The organism is Streptomyces sp. PA03-3a, assembly GCF_033792735.1.
Taxonomy (GTDB): domain Bacteria; phylum Actinomycetota; class Actinomycetes; order Streptomycetales; family Streptomycetaceae; genus Actinacidiphila.
The window spans coordinates 297,077-311,651 of sequence record NZ_JARAVM010000002.1 but is presented as its reverse complement, the minus strand read 5'-3'; the positions used below and the strand labels follow the sequence as shown (position 1 = coordinate 311,651).

At 72.1% G+C, this 14,575-nt stretch carries 12 protein-coding genes; 9 read left to right on the top strand and 3 right to left on the bottom strand.

The window, feature by feature from the left end:
* Nucleotides 1–92 precede the first annotated feature (92 nt).
* From PV342_RS03545 to PV342_RS03530, 4 genes are read left to right on the top strand one after another with little or no spacing between them, the layout of a single operon-like run.
* Entirely contained in the window at nt 93–2,636 is a 2,544-nt protein-coding gene (locus PV342_RS03545; protein ID WP_500315779.1) for a DUF4118 domain-containing protein, read from the top strand.
* A gap of 58 nt (nt 2,637–2,694) precedes the next feature.
* Nucleotides 2,695–3,378 carry a response regulator gene (locus PV342_RS03540; RefSeq protein ID WP_018563272.1) on the top strand — a complete coding sequence of 228 codons (684 nt, stop codon included), beginning with the start codon at nt 2,695–2,697 and terminating at the stop codon, nt 3,376–3,378.
* A gap of 39 nt (nt 3,379–3,417) precedes the next feature.
* Nucleotides 3,418–3,816: an OB-fold nucleic acid binding domain-containing protein gene (locus PV342_RS03535; RefSeq protein ID WP_089223040.1), complete on the top strand. Its 399-nt coding sequence runs from the start codon at nt 3,418–3,420 to the stop codon at nt 3,814–3,816.
* 3 nt (nt 3,817–3,819) lie between these two features.
* Nucleotides 3,820–4,578: a DUF3159 domain-containing protein gene (locus tag PV342_RS03530; protein WP_018563270.1), complete on the top strand. Its 759-nt coding sequence runs from the start codon at nt 3,820–3,822 to the stop codon at nt 4,576–4,578.
* A gap of 88 nt (nt 4,579–4,666) precedes the next feature.
* On the opposite strand, the gene PV342_RS03525 is transcribed toward PV342_RS03530, so the two are convergent.
* Together PV342_RS03525 and PV342_RS03520 are read right to left on the bottom strand one after the other, a co-directional pair.
* Nucleotides 4,667–5,344: a potassium channel family protein gene (locus tag PV342_RS03525; protein ID WP_018563269.1), complete on the bottom strand. Its 678-nt coding sequence runs from the start codon at nt 5,342–5,344 to the stop codon at nt 4,667–4,669.
* Nucleotides 5,341–6,009: a potassium channel family protein gene (locus PV342_RS03520; protein ID WP_026251763.1), complete on the bottom strand. Its 669-nt coding sequence runs from the start codon at nt 6,007–6,009 to the stop codon at nt 5,341–5,343. The genes PV342_RS03525 and PV342_RS03520 overlap by 4 nt, the downstream gene beginning before the upstream one ends.
* A gap of 137 nt (nt 6,010–6,146) precedes the next feature.
* Here PV342_RS03520 and PV342_RS03515 point away from each other — a divergent pair, with 137 nt between their 5' ends.
* The 5 genes from PV342_RS03515 (at nt 6,147) to PV342_RS03495 (ending at nt 14,036) form a co-directional block, all read left to right on the top strand.
* A complete protein-coding gene (locus tag PV342_RS03515; protein WP_386987289.1) occupies nt 6,147–8,195 on the top strand; it encodes an APC family permease in 2,049 nt (682 codons plus the stop codon).
* 87 nt (nt 8,196–8,282) lie between these two features.
* Nucleotides 8,283–9,635 (top strand): class I SAM-dependent RNA methyltransferase, encoded by a 1,353-nt coding sequence (locus PV342_RS03510; protein ID WP_400795610.1) that lies wholly within the window; start codon nt 8,283–8,285, stop codon nt 9,633–9,635.
* 469 nt (nt 9,636–10,104) lie between these two features.
* Nucleotides 10,105–11,598, top strand: a complete 1,494-nt coding sequence (locus PV342_RS03505) for an IMP dehydrogenase (protein ID WP_500315778.1) — start codon at nt 10,105–10,107, stop codon at nt 11,596–11,598.
* 116 nt (nt 11,599–11,714) lie between these two features.
* Nucleotides 11,715–12,332 carry a TetR/AcrR family transcriptional regulator gene (locus tag PV342_RS03500; protein ID WP_500315777.1) on the top strand — a complete coding sequence of 206 codons (618 nt, stop codon included), beginning with the start codon at nt 11,715–11,717 and terminating at the stop codon, nt 12,330–12,332.
* A gap of 30 nt (nt 12,333–12,362) precedes the next feature.
* Nucleotides 12,363–14,036, top strand: coding sequence for an acyl-CoA dehydrogenase family protein (locus PV342_RS03495; RefSeq protein WP_500315776.1), 1,674 nt, complete (start codon nt 12,363–12,365; stop codon nt 14,034–14,036).
* Nucleotides 14,037–14,084: 48 nt separating this feature from the next.
* Here PV342_RS03495 and PV342_RS03490 read toward each other — a convergent pair whose 3' ends face one another.
* Nucleotides 14,085–14,477 carry a PPOX class F420-dependent oxidoreductase gene (locus PV342_RS03490; RefSeq protein ID WP_361003698.1) on the bottom strand — a complete coding sequence of 131 codons (393 nt, stop codon included), beginning with the start codon at nt 14,475–14,477 and terminating at the stop codon, nt 14,085–14,087.
* Nucleotides 14,478–14,575: the final 98 nt, after the last annotated feature.

Sequence of the window (14,575 nt, the reverse complement as noted above, 5' to 3'; positions counted from 1 at the left end):
CATCACGCCCGTTTTGTCCACTGCTGGGACCATAGGATTCTTGGTGTCGGACGCGCCCGGAAGGGGCACGCCACGAGGCGGAACGTGGAGCCATGGCACGCGGGACTTTGCGGATGTACCTGGGGGCGGCCCCGGGAGTGGGCAAGACCTACGCGATGCTCTCCGAAGCCCACCGGCGCATGGAGCGCGGGACCGACGTCGTCGTCGCCTTCGTCGAGCACCACGACCGCGCCCGCACCGAGGTCATGCTGCACGGCCTGGAGGCCGTGCGGCGCAAGGAGATCGAGTACCGGGACACCGTCTTCACCGAGATGGACGTCGACGCGGTGCTCGCGCGCCGGCCCGAGGTCGCCCTCGTCGACGAGCTGGCCCACACCAACATCCCCGGAAGCCGCAACGAGAAGCGCTGGCAGGACATCGAGGAACTGCTCCAGGCCGGCATCAACGTCATATCGACGGTGAACATCCAGCACCTGGAGTCGCTCGGCGACGTCGTCGAGTCGATCACCGGCGTGCGCCAGCGCGAGACCGTGCCCGACGAGGTGGTCCGGCGGGCCGACCAGATCGAACTGGTCGACATGTCGCCGCAGGCGCTGCGCCGCCGCATGGCGCACGGCAACATCTACGCCTCCGACAAGGTCGACGCGGCCCTGTCCAACTACTTCCGGCCCGGCAACCTCACCGCGCTGCGCGAACTCGCCCTGCTGTGGGTGGCCGACCGGGCCGACGAATACCTGCGGCAGTACCGCGCCGACCACCGGATCTCCGCCACCTGGCAGGCCCGTGAGCGCATCGTGGTCGGCCTCACCGGCGGCCCCGAGGGGCGGACGCTGATACGGCGCGCCGCGCGGATGGCCGCCAAGGGCGCGGGCGGGGAGATCCTCGCCGTCCACATCGCGCGCAGCGACGGCCTGACGGCCGGCTCGCCGAAGGAACTCGCCGTCCAGCGGACCCTCGTCGAGGACCTCGGTGGCTCCTTCCACCACGTCGTCGGCGACGACGTCCCCGGCGCCCTGCTGGACTTCGCCCGCGGCGTCAACGCCACCCAGGTCGTGCTCGGCACCAGCCGCCGGCCCGCCTGGCAGTACGTCTTCGGGCCGGGCGTCGGCGCGACCGTGGCCCGCGAGTCCGGGCCCGACCTCGACGTGCACATCGTCACCCACGAACACGCCGCCAAGGGCCGCGGACTGCCCGTGGCGCGCGGCGCCCGGCTCGGCCGCTCACGGGTGATCGCGGGCTGGCTGACCGGGGTGCTCGGCCCCGCGCTGCTCTGCCTGGTCCTCACCCAGCTGCACCCCGCCCTGGGCATCGCCACCGACATGCTGCTGTTCATGACCCTGACGGTCGCGGCGGCCCTCGCGGGCGGCCTCTACCCGGCACTGGTCTCGGCGGTCGGCGGCTCGCTGTTGCTGAACTACTTCTTCGCCCCGCCCCTGCACACCTTCACCATCGCCAAGCCCGAGAACCTGATCGCCATCGTGATCTTCGTGGTGGTCGGCGTCGCGGTGGCCTCCGTGGTGGACCTGGCGGCGCGGCGCACCCACCAGGCCGCCAGACTCCAGTCCGAGGCCGAGATCCTGTCGTACCTGGCCGGCAGCGTGCTGCGCGGAGAGCACTCCCTGGGCGCCCTGCTGGAGCGGGTCCGGGAGACCTTCGGCATGGAGGCCGTGTCACTGCTGGAGCGGGCCGGCGAGTACGACGCGTGGACCTGCGCCGCCGGCGTCGGGAGCCGGCAGTGCCTGCGCCCCGAGGACGCGGACGTGGAGGTGCCGGTCAGCGACAACCTCTCCCTGGCCCTCGTCGGCCGGGTGCTGCCCGCCTCCGACCGCCGGGTGCTCTCCGCCTTCGCGGCCCAGGCCGCCGGCGTGCTGGACCGGCAGCGGCTGGAGGACGAGGCGGCCAGGGCCCACAAGCTCGCCGAGGGCAACCGCATCCGCACCGCCCTGCTCGCCGCCGTCTCGCACGACCTGCGCACCCCCCTCGCCGCCATCAAGGCGGCGGTCAGTTCGCTGCGCTCCGACGACGTCGCCTGGTCCGAGGACGACGAGGCCGAGCTGCTGGAGGGCATCGAGGAGGGCGCGGACCGGCTCGACAACCTGGTCGGCAACCTCCTCGACATGTCGCGCCTGCAGACCGGAACCGTCACCCCGCTGATCCGCGAGGTGGACCTCGACGAGGTCGTCCCCAAGGCCCTGCGCGGCGTCCCCGACGGCAGCGTCGCCCTGGACGTCCCCGAGACCCTCCCCATGGTCTCCGTCGACCCCGGCCTCCTGGAGCGCAGCGTCGCCAACATCGTCGAGAACGCCGTCAAGTACAGCCCGGCAGGCGCCCAGGTGCTGGTCGCCGCCAGCGCCCTGGGCGGCCACGTCGACCTGCGCGTCGTCGACCGCGGGCCCGGCGTCCCCGACGCGGCCAAGGAACGGATCTTCGAGCCGTTCCAGCGGTACGGCGACGCCCCCCGCGGCAACGGCGTGGGCCTCGGCCTCGCGGTGGCCCGCGGCTTCGCCGACGCCATGGGTGCCACCCTGCAGCCCGAGGACACCCCCGGAGGCGGCCTGACGATGGTGCTCACCCTCCCCGCCGCGCCCGGCAGCATCCCCGTCGCGCCGGACCTCCCGGCCGAGGCGACGACCTGACCGTGCCCGCACCGCACCCCCGCTCCACCCCCCTCACCGTGAAGGAAAGGCAGGCTCCATGAACCGGGTGCTCGTGGTCGACGACGAGCCGCAGATCGTGCGCGCTCTCGTGATCAACCTGCGGGCCCGCAAGTACGAGGTCGACGCCGCCCACGACGGCGCGACCGCGCTGCAGCTCGCCGCCGCCCGCCACCCCGACGTCATCGTGCTCGACCTCGGCCTGCCCGACATGGACGGCGTCGAGGTGATCCGGGGACTGCGCGGCTGGACCCGCGTGCCGATCATCGTGCTCTCCGCCCGCCAGGCCTCCGACGAGAAGGTCGAGGCCCTCGACGCGGGCGCCGACGACTACGTCACCAAGCCCTTCGGCATGGACGAGCTGCTGGCGCGGCTGCGCGCCGCCGTGCGGCGCGCCACGCCCGGCGGACCCGAGGACGGCGCCGCGACCGTGGAGACGGAGTCCTTCACCGTCGACCTGGCGGCCAAGAAGGTCGACCGCGACGGCGCCGACGTCCGGCTCACCCCCACGGAGTGGCACCTGCTGGAGGTCCTGGTCCGCAACACCGGGCGCCTGGTCAGCCAGAAGCAGCTGCTCCAGGAGGTCTGGGGCCCGTCCTACGGCACCGAGAGCAACTACCTGCGGGTCTACATGGCCCAGTTGCGGCGCAAGCTCGAGACGGACCCCGCGCACCCGCGGCACTTCATCACCGAGCCGGGTATGGGCTACCGCTTCGAGACGTGATCAGTGAACCGTTCACGCGGGCCCGGTACCCTTCGAAGTATGAGTGGTACCACCCGTTCGGACCGGCCGGCCGGCCGCTTCCGCAGGATGCTCGACCGACTGTCCAGTTCCCAGGAGGAACTGCACTCCGACGAGCTGCGGCAGGACACCGCGGACGTCGGGTGCACCCGGATCTGCGACTGCGCCGACCGTGACATAGTGACCGTGACCGGTACACTACGCGCTGTCACTCTGCGGCCGCGGGCCGGCGTGCCCGCCCTGGAGGCCGAGCTGTTCGACGGTTCCGCACCGCTGGACGTGGTGTGGCTGGGCCGGCGCAGCATCGTCGGCATCGAGCCGGGCCGCAGGATCATCGCGTCGGGGCGGATCTCCATGAACCGCGGCCGTCCGGTGCTGTTCAATCCCAAGTACGAGTTGCGTCCGGTCGGACAGGAGTAGTTGGTGGCGTCGATCGACAAGCGGACCGGGGCACAGCCCACGACCGGGCCCGAGCAGGGTCCGGAGCACGACGCGGCCGCCTCGAAGGCGGCCGCCGACCACGCCCTCCTGGAGGCCTTCGGCGGCGTCTGGGGCATGATCGACACGACGGTGCCCGGGCTCGTGTTCGTCCTGATCTACACGATCAACCGGGACATCCACATCGCGGCCATCGCCGCGCTCGGTCTCTCGCTGGTGCTGGCGCTGGCCCGCCTGGTGCGCAGGCAGACGCTCAAGCACGCCTTCAGCGGTGTCTTCGGCGTGGCCTTCGGCGCGGTGTTCGCGATGATGTCCGGCGACGCGAAGAACTTCTACCTGCCGGGCATGCTCTACACCCTCGGGCTCGCGGTCGCCTACGTGATCTCCGCGCTGGCGAAGTACCCGCTGATCGGGCTGCTGCTCGGCCCGATCCTCAAGGAGAACCTGTCCTGGCGGACGCGGAACCCGGGCCGGCTCGTCGCGTACACCAAGGCCACCTGGGCCTGGGGCATCATCCTGCTCGTCAAGTCGGCGATCCTCTTCCCGCTCTACTTCTGGGGCAACGCCACCCAGCTCGGCTGGGTCAAGGTCGCCCTCGGCATCCCGCCGTTCCTGCTCTGCGTCTACCTGACCTGGATCTTCCTGGCGAAGGCGCCGCCGCCGATCGACGTGATCGCGGAGATGGAGGAGGCCGAGCGCGCGGAGAAGGCCGAGCGCGCCGCCAGGGAGGCCGCCAACAACTGACCCGGCGCCCCGCGCCGGCGGCGAACGCACGAGGGGCGGCCGGAACCCGTGGGTTCCGGCCGCCCCTCGTCGTACGTCCCGCGGAGTGCTACGCCCCGGCCTCGCCGCTGCGTACCGAGAGCAGGTCCTCCAACTGCTCCTCGCGGTGCGGGGCCGCGACGAACAGCAGCTCGTCGCCCGCCTCGAGCGCGTCGTCCTTGGACGGGGTCAGCACACGGTGGCCGCGGATGATCGTGACCAGCGAGGTGTCCTCGGGCCAGGTGACCTCGCCGACCCGGGTGCCCACCAGCGCGGCCTCCTCCGGGAGGGTCAGCTCGACCAGGTTCGCGTCGCCCTGGCTGAAGCGCATCAGCCGGACGAGGTCGCCCACGCTCACCGCCTCCTCGACCAGGGCCGACATCAGGCGCGGGGTGGAGACGGCCACGTCCACGCCCCACGCCTCGTTGAACAGCCACTCGTTCTTGGGGTTGTTCACCCGGGCGACGACCCGCGGAACGCCGTACTCCGTCTTGGCGAGCAGCGAGACGACCAGATTGACCTTGTCGTCACCCGTGGCCGCGATCACCACGTTGCAGCGCTGCAGCGCCGCCTCGTCGAGGGACGTGATCTCGCAGGCGTCGGCCAGCAGCCACTCCGCCTGGGGGACCCGCTCCACCGAGATCGAGGTCGGGTTCTTGTCGATCAGCAGGACCTCGTGGCCGTTCTCCAGCAGCTCGCCCGCGATGGAGCGGCCGACCGCCCCGGCCCCGGCAATGGCGACCCTCATCGGTGCGCCTCCTCAGGGCCCTTTGCGAACGCGGCCTCGACCTGTTCGACCTCGCCCGTGCGCATCATCACGTGCACCAGGTCGCCTTCCTGCAGGACCGTCTCCGAGGTGGGGAGCATGGCCTCGCCCAGCCGGGTGAGGAACGCCACGCGCACCCCTGTCTCCTCCTGGAGCCTGCTGATCTTGTGCCCCACCCAGGCGGTGTCCGTGTGCACCTCGGCGAGCTGCACACCCCCGCTCGGGTCGCGCCACAGCGGCTCCGCGCCGGACGGCAGCAGACGGCGCAGCATCTGGTCGGCCGTCCAGCGGACGGTCGCGACGGTGGGGATGCCCAGACGCTGGTACACCTCCGCACGCCGGGGGTCGTAGATCCGGGCGGCGACGTTCTCGATCCCGAACATCTCCCGGGCGACCCGGGCCGCGATGATGTTGGAATTGTCACCACTGCTGACGGCCGCGAACGCGCCCGCCTCCTCGATGCCGGCCTCGCGCAGCGTGTCCTGGTCGAACCCGACCCCGGTCACGCGGCGTCCGCTGAACCCGGAGCCCAGGCGGCGGAACGCCGTCGGGTCCTGGTCGATCACGGCCACTGTATGACCTTGCTGCTCAAGGGAGTGCGCGAGAGTGGAACCCACTCGCCCACACCCCATAATCACGACGTGCACGACCGTCCTTCCGGCTGCCAACAATTCCGGCCGATCCCTCTCAGGGTCTCAGACCGCGCCCAAAGCTACACACGCACGTAACCCCTCGACAGGTGGGCGGGGGATCGGAAATCTTGACGATCCTCTAACATCGCGGGGTGTCCAAACTGACCGACCTTCCGAAACGGATCCTGATCGGGCGGGCGCTCCGCAGCGACAGGCTCGGAGAGACGCTCCTCCCCAAGAGGCTGGCGCTCCCCGTCTTCGCCTCCGACCCGCTGTCCTCCGTGGCGTACGCGCCCGGAGAGGTGCTTCTCGTCCTGTCGATTGCGGGAGTCTCGGCCTACCACTTCAGCCCCTGGATCGCGGTCGCGGTCGTCGTGCTGATGTTCACCGTCGTCGCCTCGTACCGGCAGAACGTGCACGCCTACCCCTCCGGCGGAGGCGACTACGAGGTCGCGACGACCAACCTCGGCCCGCGCGCCGGGCTCACCGTGGCCAGCGCCCTGCTGGTCGACTACGTCCTCACCGTGGCCGTGTCGGTCGCCTCCGGCGTGGAGAACCTGGGCTCGGCCGTGCCGTTCTTCGTCGAGCACAAGGTGCTGGGCGCCATCGGCATGATCGTCCTGCTGATGCTGATGAACCTGCGCGGCGTGCGCGAGTCGGGCACGATCTTCGCCATCCCCACCTATGCCTTCGTCTTCGGCGTCTTCTGCATGCTGGCCTGGGGGATCTTCCGGATCGCGATGGGCGACGAGATGCACGCGCCGACCGCGGGCTACACCATCAAGGCCGAGCACACCGGACTCGCGAGCTTCGCGCTCGTCTTCCTGCTGCTGCGGGCCTTCTCCTCCGGCTGTGCCGCGCTCACCGGCGTCGAGGCGATCAGCAACGGTGTGCCCGCCTTCCGCAAGCCGAAGTCCAAGAACGCGGCGACGACCCTGGCGCTGATGGGCGTCCTGGCCGTGACCATGTTCTGCGGCATCATCGCGCTCGCCCTCAACACCAATGTGCGCATGGCCGAGAACCCGGCCGCCGACCTGCTGGTGAACGGCAAGCCGGTCGGCGCCGGCTACACCCAGGACCCGGTGATCGCCCAGGTCGCCTCCGCCGTCTTCGGCGACGGGTCGATCCCCTTCATCTTCCTGGCCGGTGCGACCGCGCTCGTGCTGTTCCTGGCCGCCAACACCGCGTACAACGGCTTCCCGGTGCTCGGCTCGATCCTCGCCCAGGACCGCTACCTGCCGCGCCAGCTGCACACCCGGGGCGACCGGCTCGCCTTCAGCAACGGCATCGTGTTGCTCGCCGCCTTCGCCTGCGTGCTGGTCTACATCTACGGCGCCGACTCGACCCGGCTGATCCAGCTGTACATCGTCGGCGTCTTCGTCTCCTTCACCCTCAGCCAGATCGGCATGGTCCGGCACTGGAACCGGCACCTGGCCACCGAGACCGACCCCGCCGCGCGCCGCCGCATGAACCGCGCCCGGGCGATCAACACCTTCGGCGCCTTCTTCACCGGGCTGGTGCTCGTCGTCGTCCTGCTCACCAAGTTCACGCACGGCGCCTGGGTCGCCGTCCTGGGCATGGTTGTTTTCTACGGCGTGATGACGGCGATCCGGCGCCACTACGACCGCGTCTCCAGCGAGCTCGCGGCCGCCGAGGAGCACAGCGAGGAGGAGGTCAAGCCCTCCCGCGTGCACTCCATCGTCCTGGTCTCCAAGGTGCACAAGCCCACGCTGCGGGCCCTGTCGTACGCCAAGCTCTTCCGGTCGGACACGCTGGAGGCGCTCAGCATCAACGTGGACCCGGCCGACACCAAGGCCCTGCAGGCCGAGTGGCACCGGCGCGGCATCGACGTGCCGCTGAAGGTGCTGGACTCGCCGTACCGCGAGATCACCCGGCCGATCATCGACTACGTCAAGAGCCTGCGCCGCAGCAGCCCGCGCGACGTCGTCTCGATCTTCATCCCGGAGTACGTGGTCGGGCACTGGTACGAGCACCTGCTGCACAACCAGAGCGCGCTGCGGCTCAAGGGCCGACTGCTGTTCACCCCCGGCGTCATGGTCACCTCCGTGCCCTGGCAGCTGGAGTCCTCGGAGCGTGCCAAGCTGCGGGCCCGCAAGGGCGCCGAGTGGAACGCGCCGGGCTCCGTGCGGCGCGGCGAGGTGGCGGCCAGGCGGCGCCGGGAGCCCAGCGGACGGGTGTGAACCGGGTACGGCGCCGGGCCGTAGACTTGTCAGCTGCTCGTTCTTCGCCGTCCCCGTTCCCCACGTGAACCAGGAGCCCGTCCCGCCATGCAGCACCGTTCGAAGGCCCCCGAGGCCGACGCCCTCGTCGGCGAGCGCTACGAGGTCGAGGTCGGCCCGGTCGCGCACGGCGGCCACTGCATCGCGCGGACGGTCCTGCCGGGCCACGACCGCCCTCAGGTGATCTTCGTCCGGCACGCACTGCCCGGCGAGCGGGTCGTCGCCCAGATCACCGAGGGCGGCCCGGACTCGCGCTTCCTGCGCGCCGACGCCGTGGAGGTCCTGGAGGCCTCCCCGGACCGCGTCGAGGCACCCTGCCCGTTCTCCGGCCCCGGCAGGTGCGGCGGCTGCGACTGGCAGCACGCCGCCCCCGGCGCGCAGCGGCGGCTCAAGGTGCAGGTGATCACCGAGCAGCTGGAGCGCCTCGCCCACCTCACCCCCGAGGAGGCCGGCTGGGACGGCACCGTCGAGCCCGCCCCCGGCGACAAGGTCGCCAAGGGCGAGGTCCCGGCCTGGCGCACCCGCGTCCAGTACGCCGTCGACGCCGAGGGCCACGCGGGCCTGCGCCGCCACCGTTCGCACGAGGTCGAGCGCGTCGACCGCTGCCTGATCGCCGCCCCGGGCGTCTCCGAGCTGGGCGTCGAGTCCCGTGACTGGTCCGGCATCGCCTCGGTCGAGGCCATCGCCGCCACCGGCTCCTCCGACCGCCAGGTGATCCTCACCCCCCGCCCCGGTGCCCGGCTGCCCATCGTCGAGCTCGACCGGCCCGTCTCCGTGCTGCGCGTGGACGAGCAGGGCGGCATCCACCGCGTGCACGGCCGCGGCTTTGTGCGCGAGCGGGCGATCGACCGCACCTGGCGCGTCGGTTCCGGTGGCTTCTGGCAGGTCCACCCCATGGCCGCCGGGCTCCTCGTCGAGGCCGTCATGCAGGGCCTCATGCCGCGCAAGGGCGAGACCGCACTCGACCTCTACTGCGGCGTCGGCCTGTTCGCCGGCGCCTTGGCCGAGCGGGTCGGCGAGACGGGCGCCGTCCTCGGCATCGAGTCCGGCAAGCGCGCCGTGGAGGACGCCCGGCACAACCTGGGCGACTTCGACCGCGTCCGCATCGAGCAGGGCAAGGTCGAGTCCGCACTGCCCCGCACCGGGATCACCGAGGCCGACCTCGTCGTCCTCGACCCGCCCCGCACCGGCGCCGGCCGCGCCACCGTGGAGCACGTCGCCTCCCTCGGTCCCCGCCGCATCGCCTACGTCGCCTGCGACCCCGCCGCCCTCGCCCGCGACCTCGGCTACTTCGCCGAGGCCGGGTACGCCCCGCGGCGGTTGCGCGCCTTCGACCTCTTCCCGATGACGCACCATGTGGAGTGCGTGGCGATCCTGGAGCCGGCGACGAAGGACGCGTGACCGAGGTCAAGTGCCTTGCGCGGCGCTGGAGATACGCCGTGACCACCACGACCGAGACGAGCGCGCCGGCGGCGGAGCGGCCGAGCCACACCGGCCACGTCCCGTCGCCACCCGTGCAGAACCACAGTGAGTGGATCACTTCAGAGCGTAATCACCGCCTGTGACAGTGGCCTTGGGGGTCCTGGGGGTCACATCAGGTGGGACGTACGCACGCCGGCGGCGCGGTAGGATCCCGCATGGCGTGATGGAAGTCAGCGCCTGTGCAGCACCGTGCGAACCGGGTCTGCGTGCCCTCGCCGCCGGTTCGGCCGCGCGTGCGAGCACTGCCCCGCCGGGTGCGCCCGCTCTCGGGATCTCCAGAGTGCGTTCTTCCGGCAGTGCGCCTCCGGCCGGCGTCGACCCGCACTGCCCGCACGAGCCCCGCCGGTCCGTCGCTGACCGGTACGCAGGCTCCTCTTCTGGAGACGACGTGAAGATCCTCCCCGAGATTTCCCGCACGCTCAGCGAGTACCTCCTCATCCCGGGCCTGACCACGGAAGACTGCACTCCGGACAACGTGGACCTCGGGGCGCCCCTGGTACGTCACCGGGTCGGCGAGGAGCCGGGGATCCGGATCGCCACCCCCATGGTGAGCGCCATCATGCAGGCGGTGTCGTCACCGGGGCTGGCGGTGGCGCTGGCACAGGTCGGCGGACTGTCGTTCATCCACCAGAACCAGCAGATCGAGGACCAGGCCGCGGACGTGCTGGCCGTGAAGCGGCACAAGGCCGGCTTCCGGACCGGCGACGTCACGGTCGCGCCGCAGACGCCCCTCGGAGAGGTCGCCCGGCTGCTGGCGGACACCGAGCAGGGCGTCGCCGTGGTGACGGAGAACGGGGAGGCGGACGGCGAGTTCGCGGGGATCATCGGCCTCGACGACTTCCACCTGGAGCGTCACGGAGCCTTCGAGCCCGCGGGCAACCGGATGCGGGGCCGGAACGGACTGGTGACCGCGCCTGCCTCGGTCTCGCTGTCCGAGGCGAACGAGCTGATCTGGCAGCACCACCTGGACGTCCTGCCGGTGGTCGACGGCGGCCGGGTCGTCTCCCTGGTCCTCAAGAGCGACTACCAGGCCCACAAGACCTACCACCGCGCGAGCGTGGACGCCGAAAAGCGTCTGCGGGTGGGCGCCGGCATCAACTCCCGTGATTTCAAGGACCGCATTCCCGCCCTGGTGGAAGCCGGTGCGGACGTGCTGTGCCTGGACTCCTCCGACGGCTATTCCGTGTACCAGGCGAAGACCCTGGAATTCGCCCGGGAGGCGTACGGCGAGGAGGTCTCCGTCGGTGCGGGGAACGTCGTCGACGGCCGCGCCTTCCGCTACCTGGCCGACGCGGGCGCGGCGTTCGTGAAGGTCGGGATCGGCGGCGGGGCCATCTGCACCACCCGGGAGCAGAAGGGCATCGGCCGCGGGCAGGCCTCGGCGCTGCTCGACGTCGTCCAGGCACGCGACGCCTACGCCCTGGAGACCGGGGTGTACGTGCCGCTGTGCTGCGACGGAGGCCTGCTGAGCGACTCGCACATGGCGATGGCGCTGGCGATGGGCGCCGACTTCATCATGCTCGGCCGCTACTTCGCCCGGCTCGACGAGAGCCCCTCGCGGAAGCTCCAGATCGGCGGCCAGTGGTACAAGGAGTACTGGGGCGAGGGCTCCCGACGCGCGCAGAACGAGGCCCGGTACGGCCAGCGCGGCCGGATGGTCTTCGAAGAGGGCGTCGACGGCTATGTGCCCTACGCCGGCAGCCTGTACGACAACGTGGAGCGCACCCGGGCCAAGATCACGTCGACGATGATCAGCTGCGGCTCGACGAACCTCCGGGACTTCCACCGCGACGCGGTGCTCGTTCCGGTGTCCGCCGAGTCCTTCAAGCAGACCGGCGCCGAGGTGCAGCTTCGCCGCCCCGCCGTCGACTCCGGGGAGTGATCCGGCCGGAGCGGGCCGCGGCCCGCTCCGGCACCGCCCGCCGGTGGTCCGGGAGTCTGTCCCGGCGGCGTTCGCGGCACTGGCATGAAGGTCTGAACGGTGCTTCACTTGTTGCCGTGGCCTACCGGAAGACGCCCGCGGTGCAGGACCGCCTCGCCGCCGCCAGGGAGCAACTGGTGGCGGCCGCCACGGCCGTCGTCGCCGAGGTGGGCTGGGCGAACGCGTCCGTCACCGCGGTGGCGGCCGCGGCCGGCATGTCCGTGGGCACGGTGTACCAGCACTTCCCCTCCAAGGGCGCGCTCGCGGTCGAGGTGTTTCGGCGGGCCTCGGGACGGGAGGTCGAGGTGCTCGGCGAGGTGCTGCGTGCCGGCAGCGGCGACCCGGTGCGGCGGCTGACCCAGGGGGTCACCGTCTTCGCCCGCCGCGCCATGGAGAACCGGGGGCTGGCCCACGCCCTGCTCGCGGCGCCCGCGGAACCGGCCGTGGGCGCGGAGCGGCTGGAATTCCGGCGCCGCTACCGCGCCGTGTTCGCCGAGGTGGTCCGCGAGGGGATCGCTGCCGGGCTGCTGCCCGCCCAGGACCCCGAGGTCACCGCGGCGGCGCTGACCGGGGCCATCGGCGAGGTCCTGGTGGACCCGCTGTCCGTCCCCGCCGGGGGCACGGCCGCCGAGCACCTCGTCTCCGAACTGGTGGCGATGTCCCTGCGCTGCGCGGGAGCCGCGCCAGCCGTCTGACTCCCCACGACCACGAAGGGCCCGACTGCCATGACCGCGATCGCAGATGCCGCGCCGCGCAGCAACCCCGCCGCGCGCACGCACGAGGTGACCAACCAGGCCCCGCCGCTGGTCGGCCACGACGTCGCCGACGACGTCGTGCTGCTGGAGGGCGTGCGCCGCGAGGGGGCCGGGTGGTACGCCGACGACCTGCACCGCCTCGGCCGGCTCGCCGGATCGGAACAGGTGCAGCGCTGGGCCGAGGAGGCCAACCGGTACGAGCCGGTGCTGCGCACCCACGACCGGTACGGCAACCGCGTGGACGAGGTGGACTTCCACCCCTCCTACCACGCGCTCATGGATGTCGCCCTCGCCGAGGGCCTCGCCGGAGCGCCCTGGGCCGACGAGCGGCCCGGTGCGCACGTGGCGCGAGCGGCCGGCTTCATGGTCTGGAGCACCGCCGAGGCCGGCCACGGCTGCCCGGTGTCCATGACCTATGCCGTCGTGCCGGCGCTGCGCGCCGCACCCGACCTGGCGGCGGTGTACGAGCCGCTGCTCACCAGCCGCGTCTACGACCCCGGACTGCGCGCCCCCGCAGGCAAGCGCGGTCTCCTGGCCGGCATGGGGATGACCGAGAAGCAGGGCGGCACCGATGTACGGGCCAACACCACCACCGCCACCGGGCAGCCGGACGGCACCTGGCGGCTGCGCGGGCACAAGTGGTTCACCAGCGCGCCCATGAACGACCTGTTCCTCGTGCTGGCACAGGCGCCCGCGGGGCTGTCCTGCTTCCTGGTGCCCCGGGTGCTGCCGGACGGCAGCCGCAACACCTTCCGCATCCAGCGGCTGAAGGACAAGCTCGGCAATCGCAGCAACGCCAGCAGCGAGCCGGAGTTCGACGACACCGTGGCCTGGCTGGTCGGTCCCGAGGGCCAGGGCGTACGGACCATCATCGAGATGGTCACCATGACCCGGCTGGACTGCATCCTCGGCTCCGCCTCCGGCACCCGTGCCGCGCTCGCCCAGGCCGCCCACCACGTACGGCACCGCTCGGTGTTCGGGGCGCGGCTGATCGACCAGCCCCTGATGCGCAACGTCATCGCCGACCTCGGCCTGGAGTCCGAGGCCGCCACCACCCTCGCGCTGCGCGTCGCCGGGGCCGTCGACCGGGCCCGGCGCGGGGACGCGCAGGAGCAGGCGTTCCTGCGGCTGGCCACCGCGGTCGGCAAGTACTGGGTGTGCAAGCGGCAGCCCGCGGCGGTCGCGGAGGCGCTGGAGTGCCTGGGCGGCAACGGCTACGACGAGGCGTCCGGCATGCCCCGGCTCTACCGCGAGGCGCCGCTGAACGGCATCTGGGAGGGCTCCGGCAACGTCAACGCCCTGGACGTGCTGCGTGCCCTCACCCGTGAGCCGGACTCCCTGGAGGCCTTCCGTGCCGAGGTCGAGGCCGCCGCGGGCGGCGACGCCCGCCTCGACGGGGCCTGGCGCCGGGTGCGCCGCGAACTGGTGCTCACCGAGGACGCCCCGCTGCGGGCGCGCCGACTGGTCGAGCGCCTGGCGCTGGTGCTGCAGGGCTCGCTGCTCGTGCGCCACGCGCCGGCGCCGGTCGCGGACGCCTTCTGCGCCTCCCGTCTGGCCGGCGACCGGGGCCTGGCCTTCGGCACCCTGCCCGCCGGGACGGACCTGGCCGCGGTCATCGGGCGCGTGCCCGGCGCCACGGGCTGAACGGGCCGGGGTCCGCGGCCGCCCACGGCAGCCGCGGACCCCCTCGGGTCACGCCGTGCCGCTGACGCTCTCGGCCTCGATCACGAACAGCACACGCACCTGGTCGCGGCCGCCGTACCAGGGGTACGGCCCGCCGGTGTACTTGTGCGAGAGCTTCTCGATGTGGTCCTCCGCGCCCTCCGTCGTCACCTCGCGGACGCGCCCGCGCACCTGGAAGTAGCGGGACGGGTCGTCCGGATCGGAGACGGCGACGGCCACCCGCGGATCCCGCGCGATGTTCCGGGTCTTCACATGGCCGCGCACGCTGTTGACGAGCACGTGCTCGCCGTCGGTGTCGACCCACGTCTGGGTCAGCTGCGGCGAGCCGTCCGGCATGGTGGTCGCCAGGAAGCACAAGCTCGGGCGGTGCAGGAGGTCGAGCAGGTCGGCGGGCAGTCTCATGATCGTCCCTCGGTCGGCTGGGCGCAGCCTACGCCCCATGCCGGGCGGCCCGGCGACCGGTGCTCGGCGCGAGAAAAGACGGCACCGGGGTCACGATG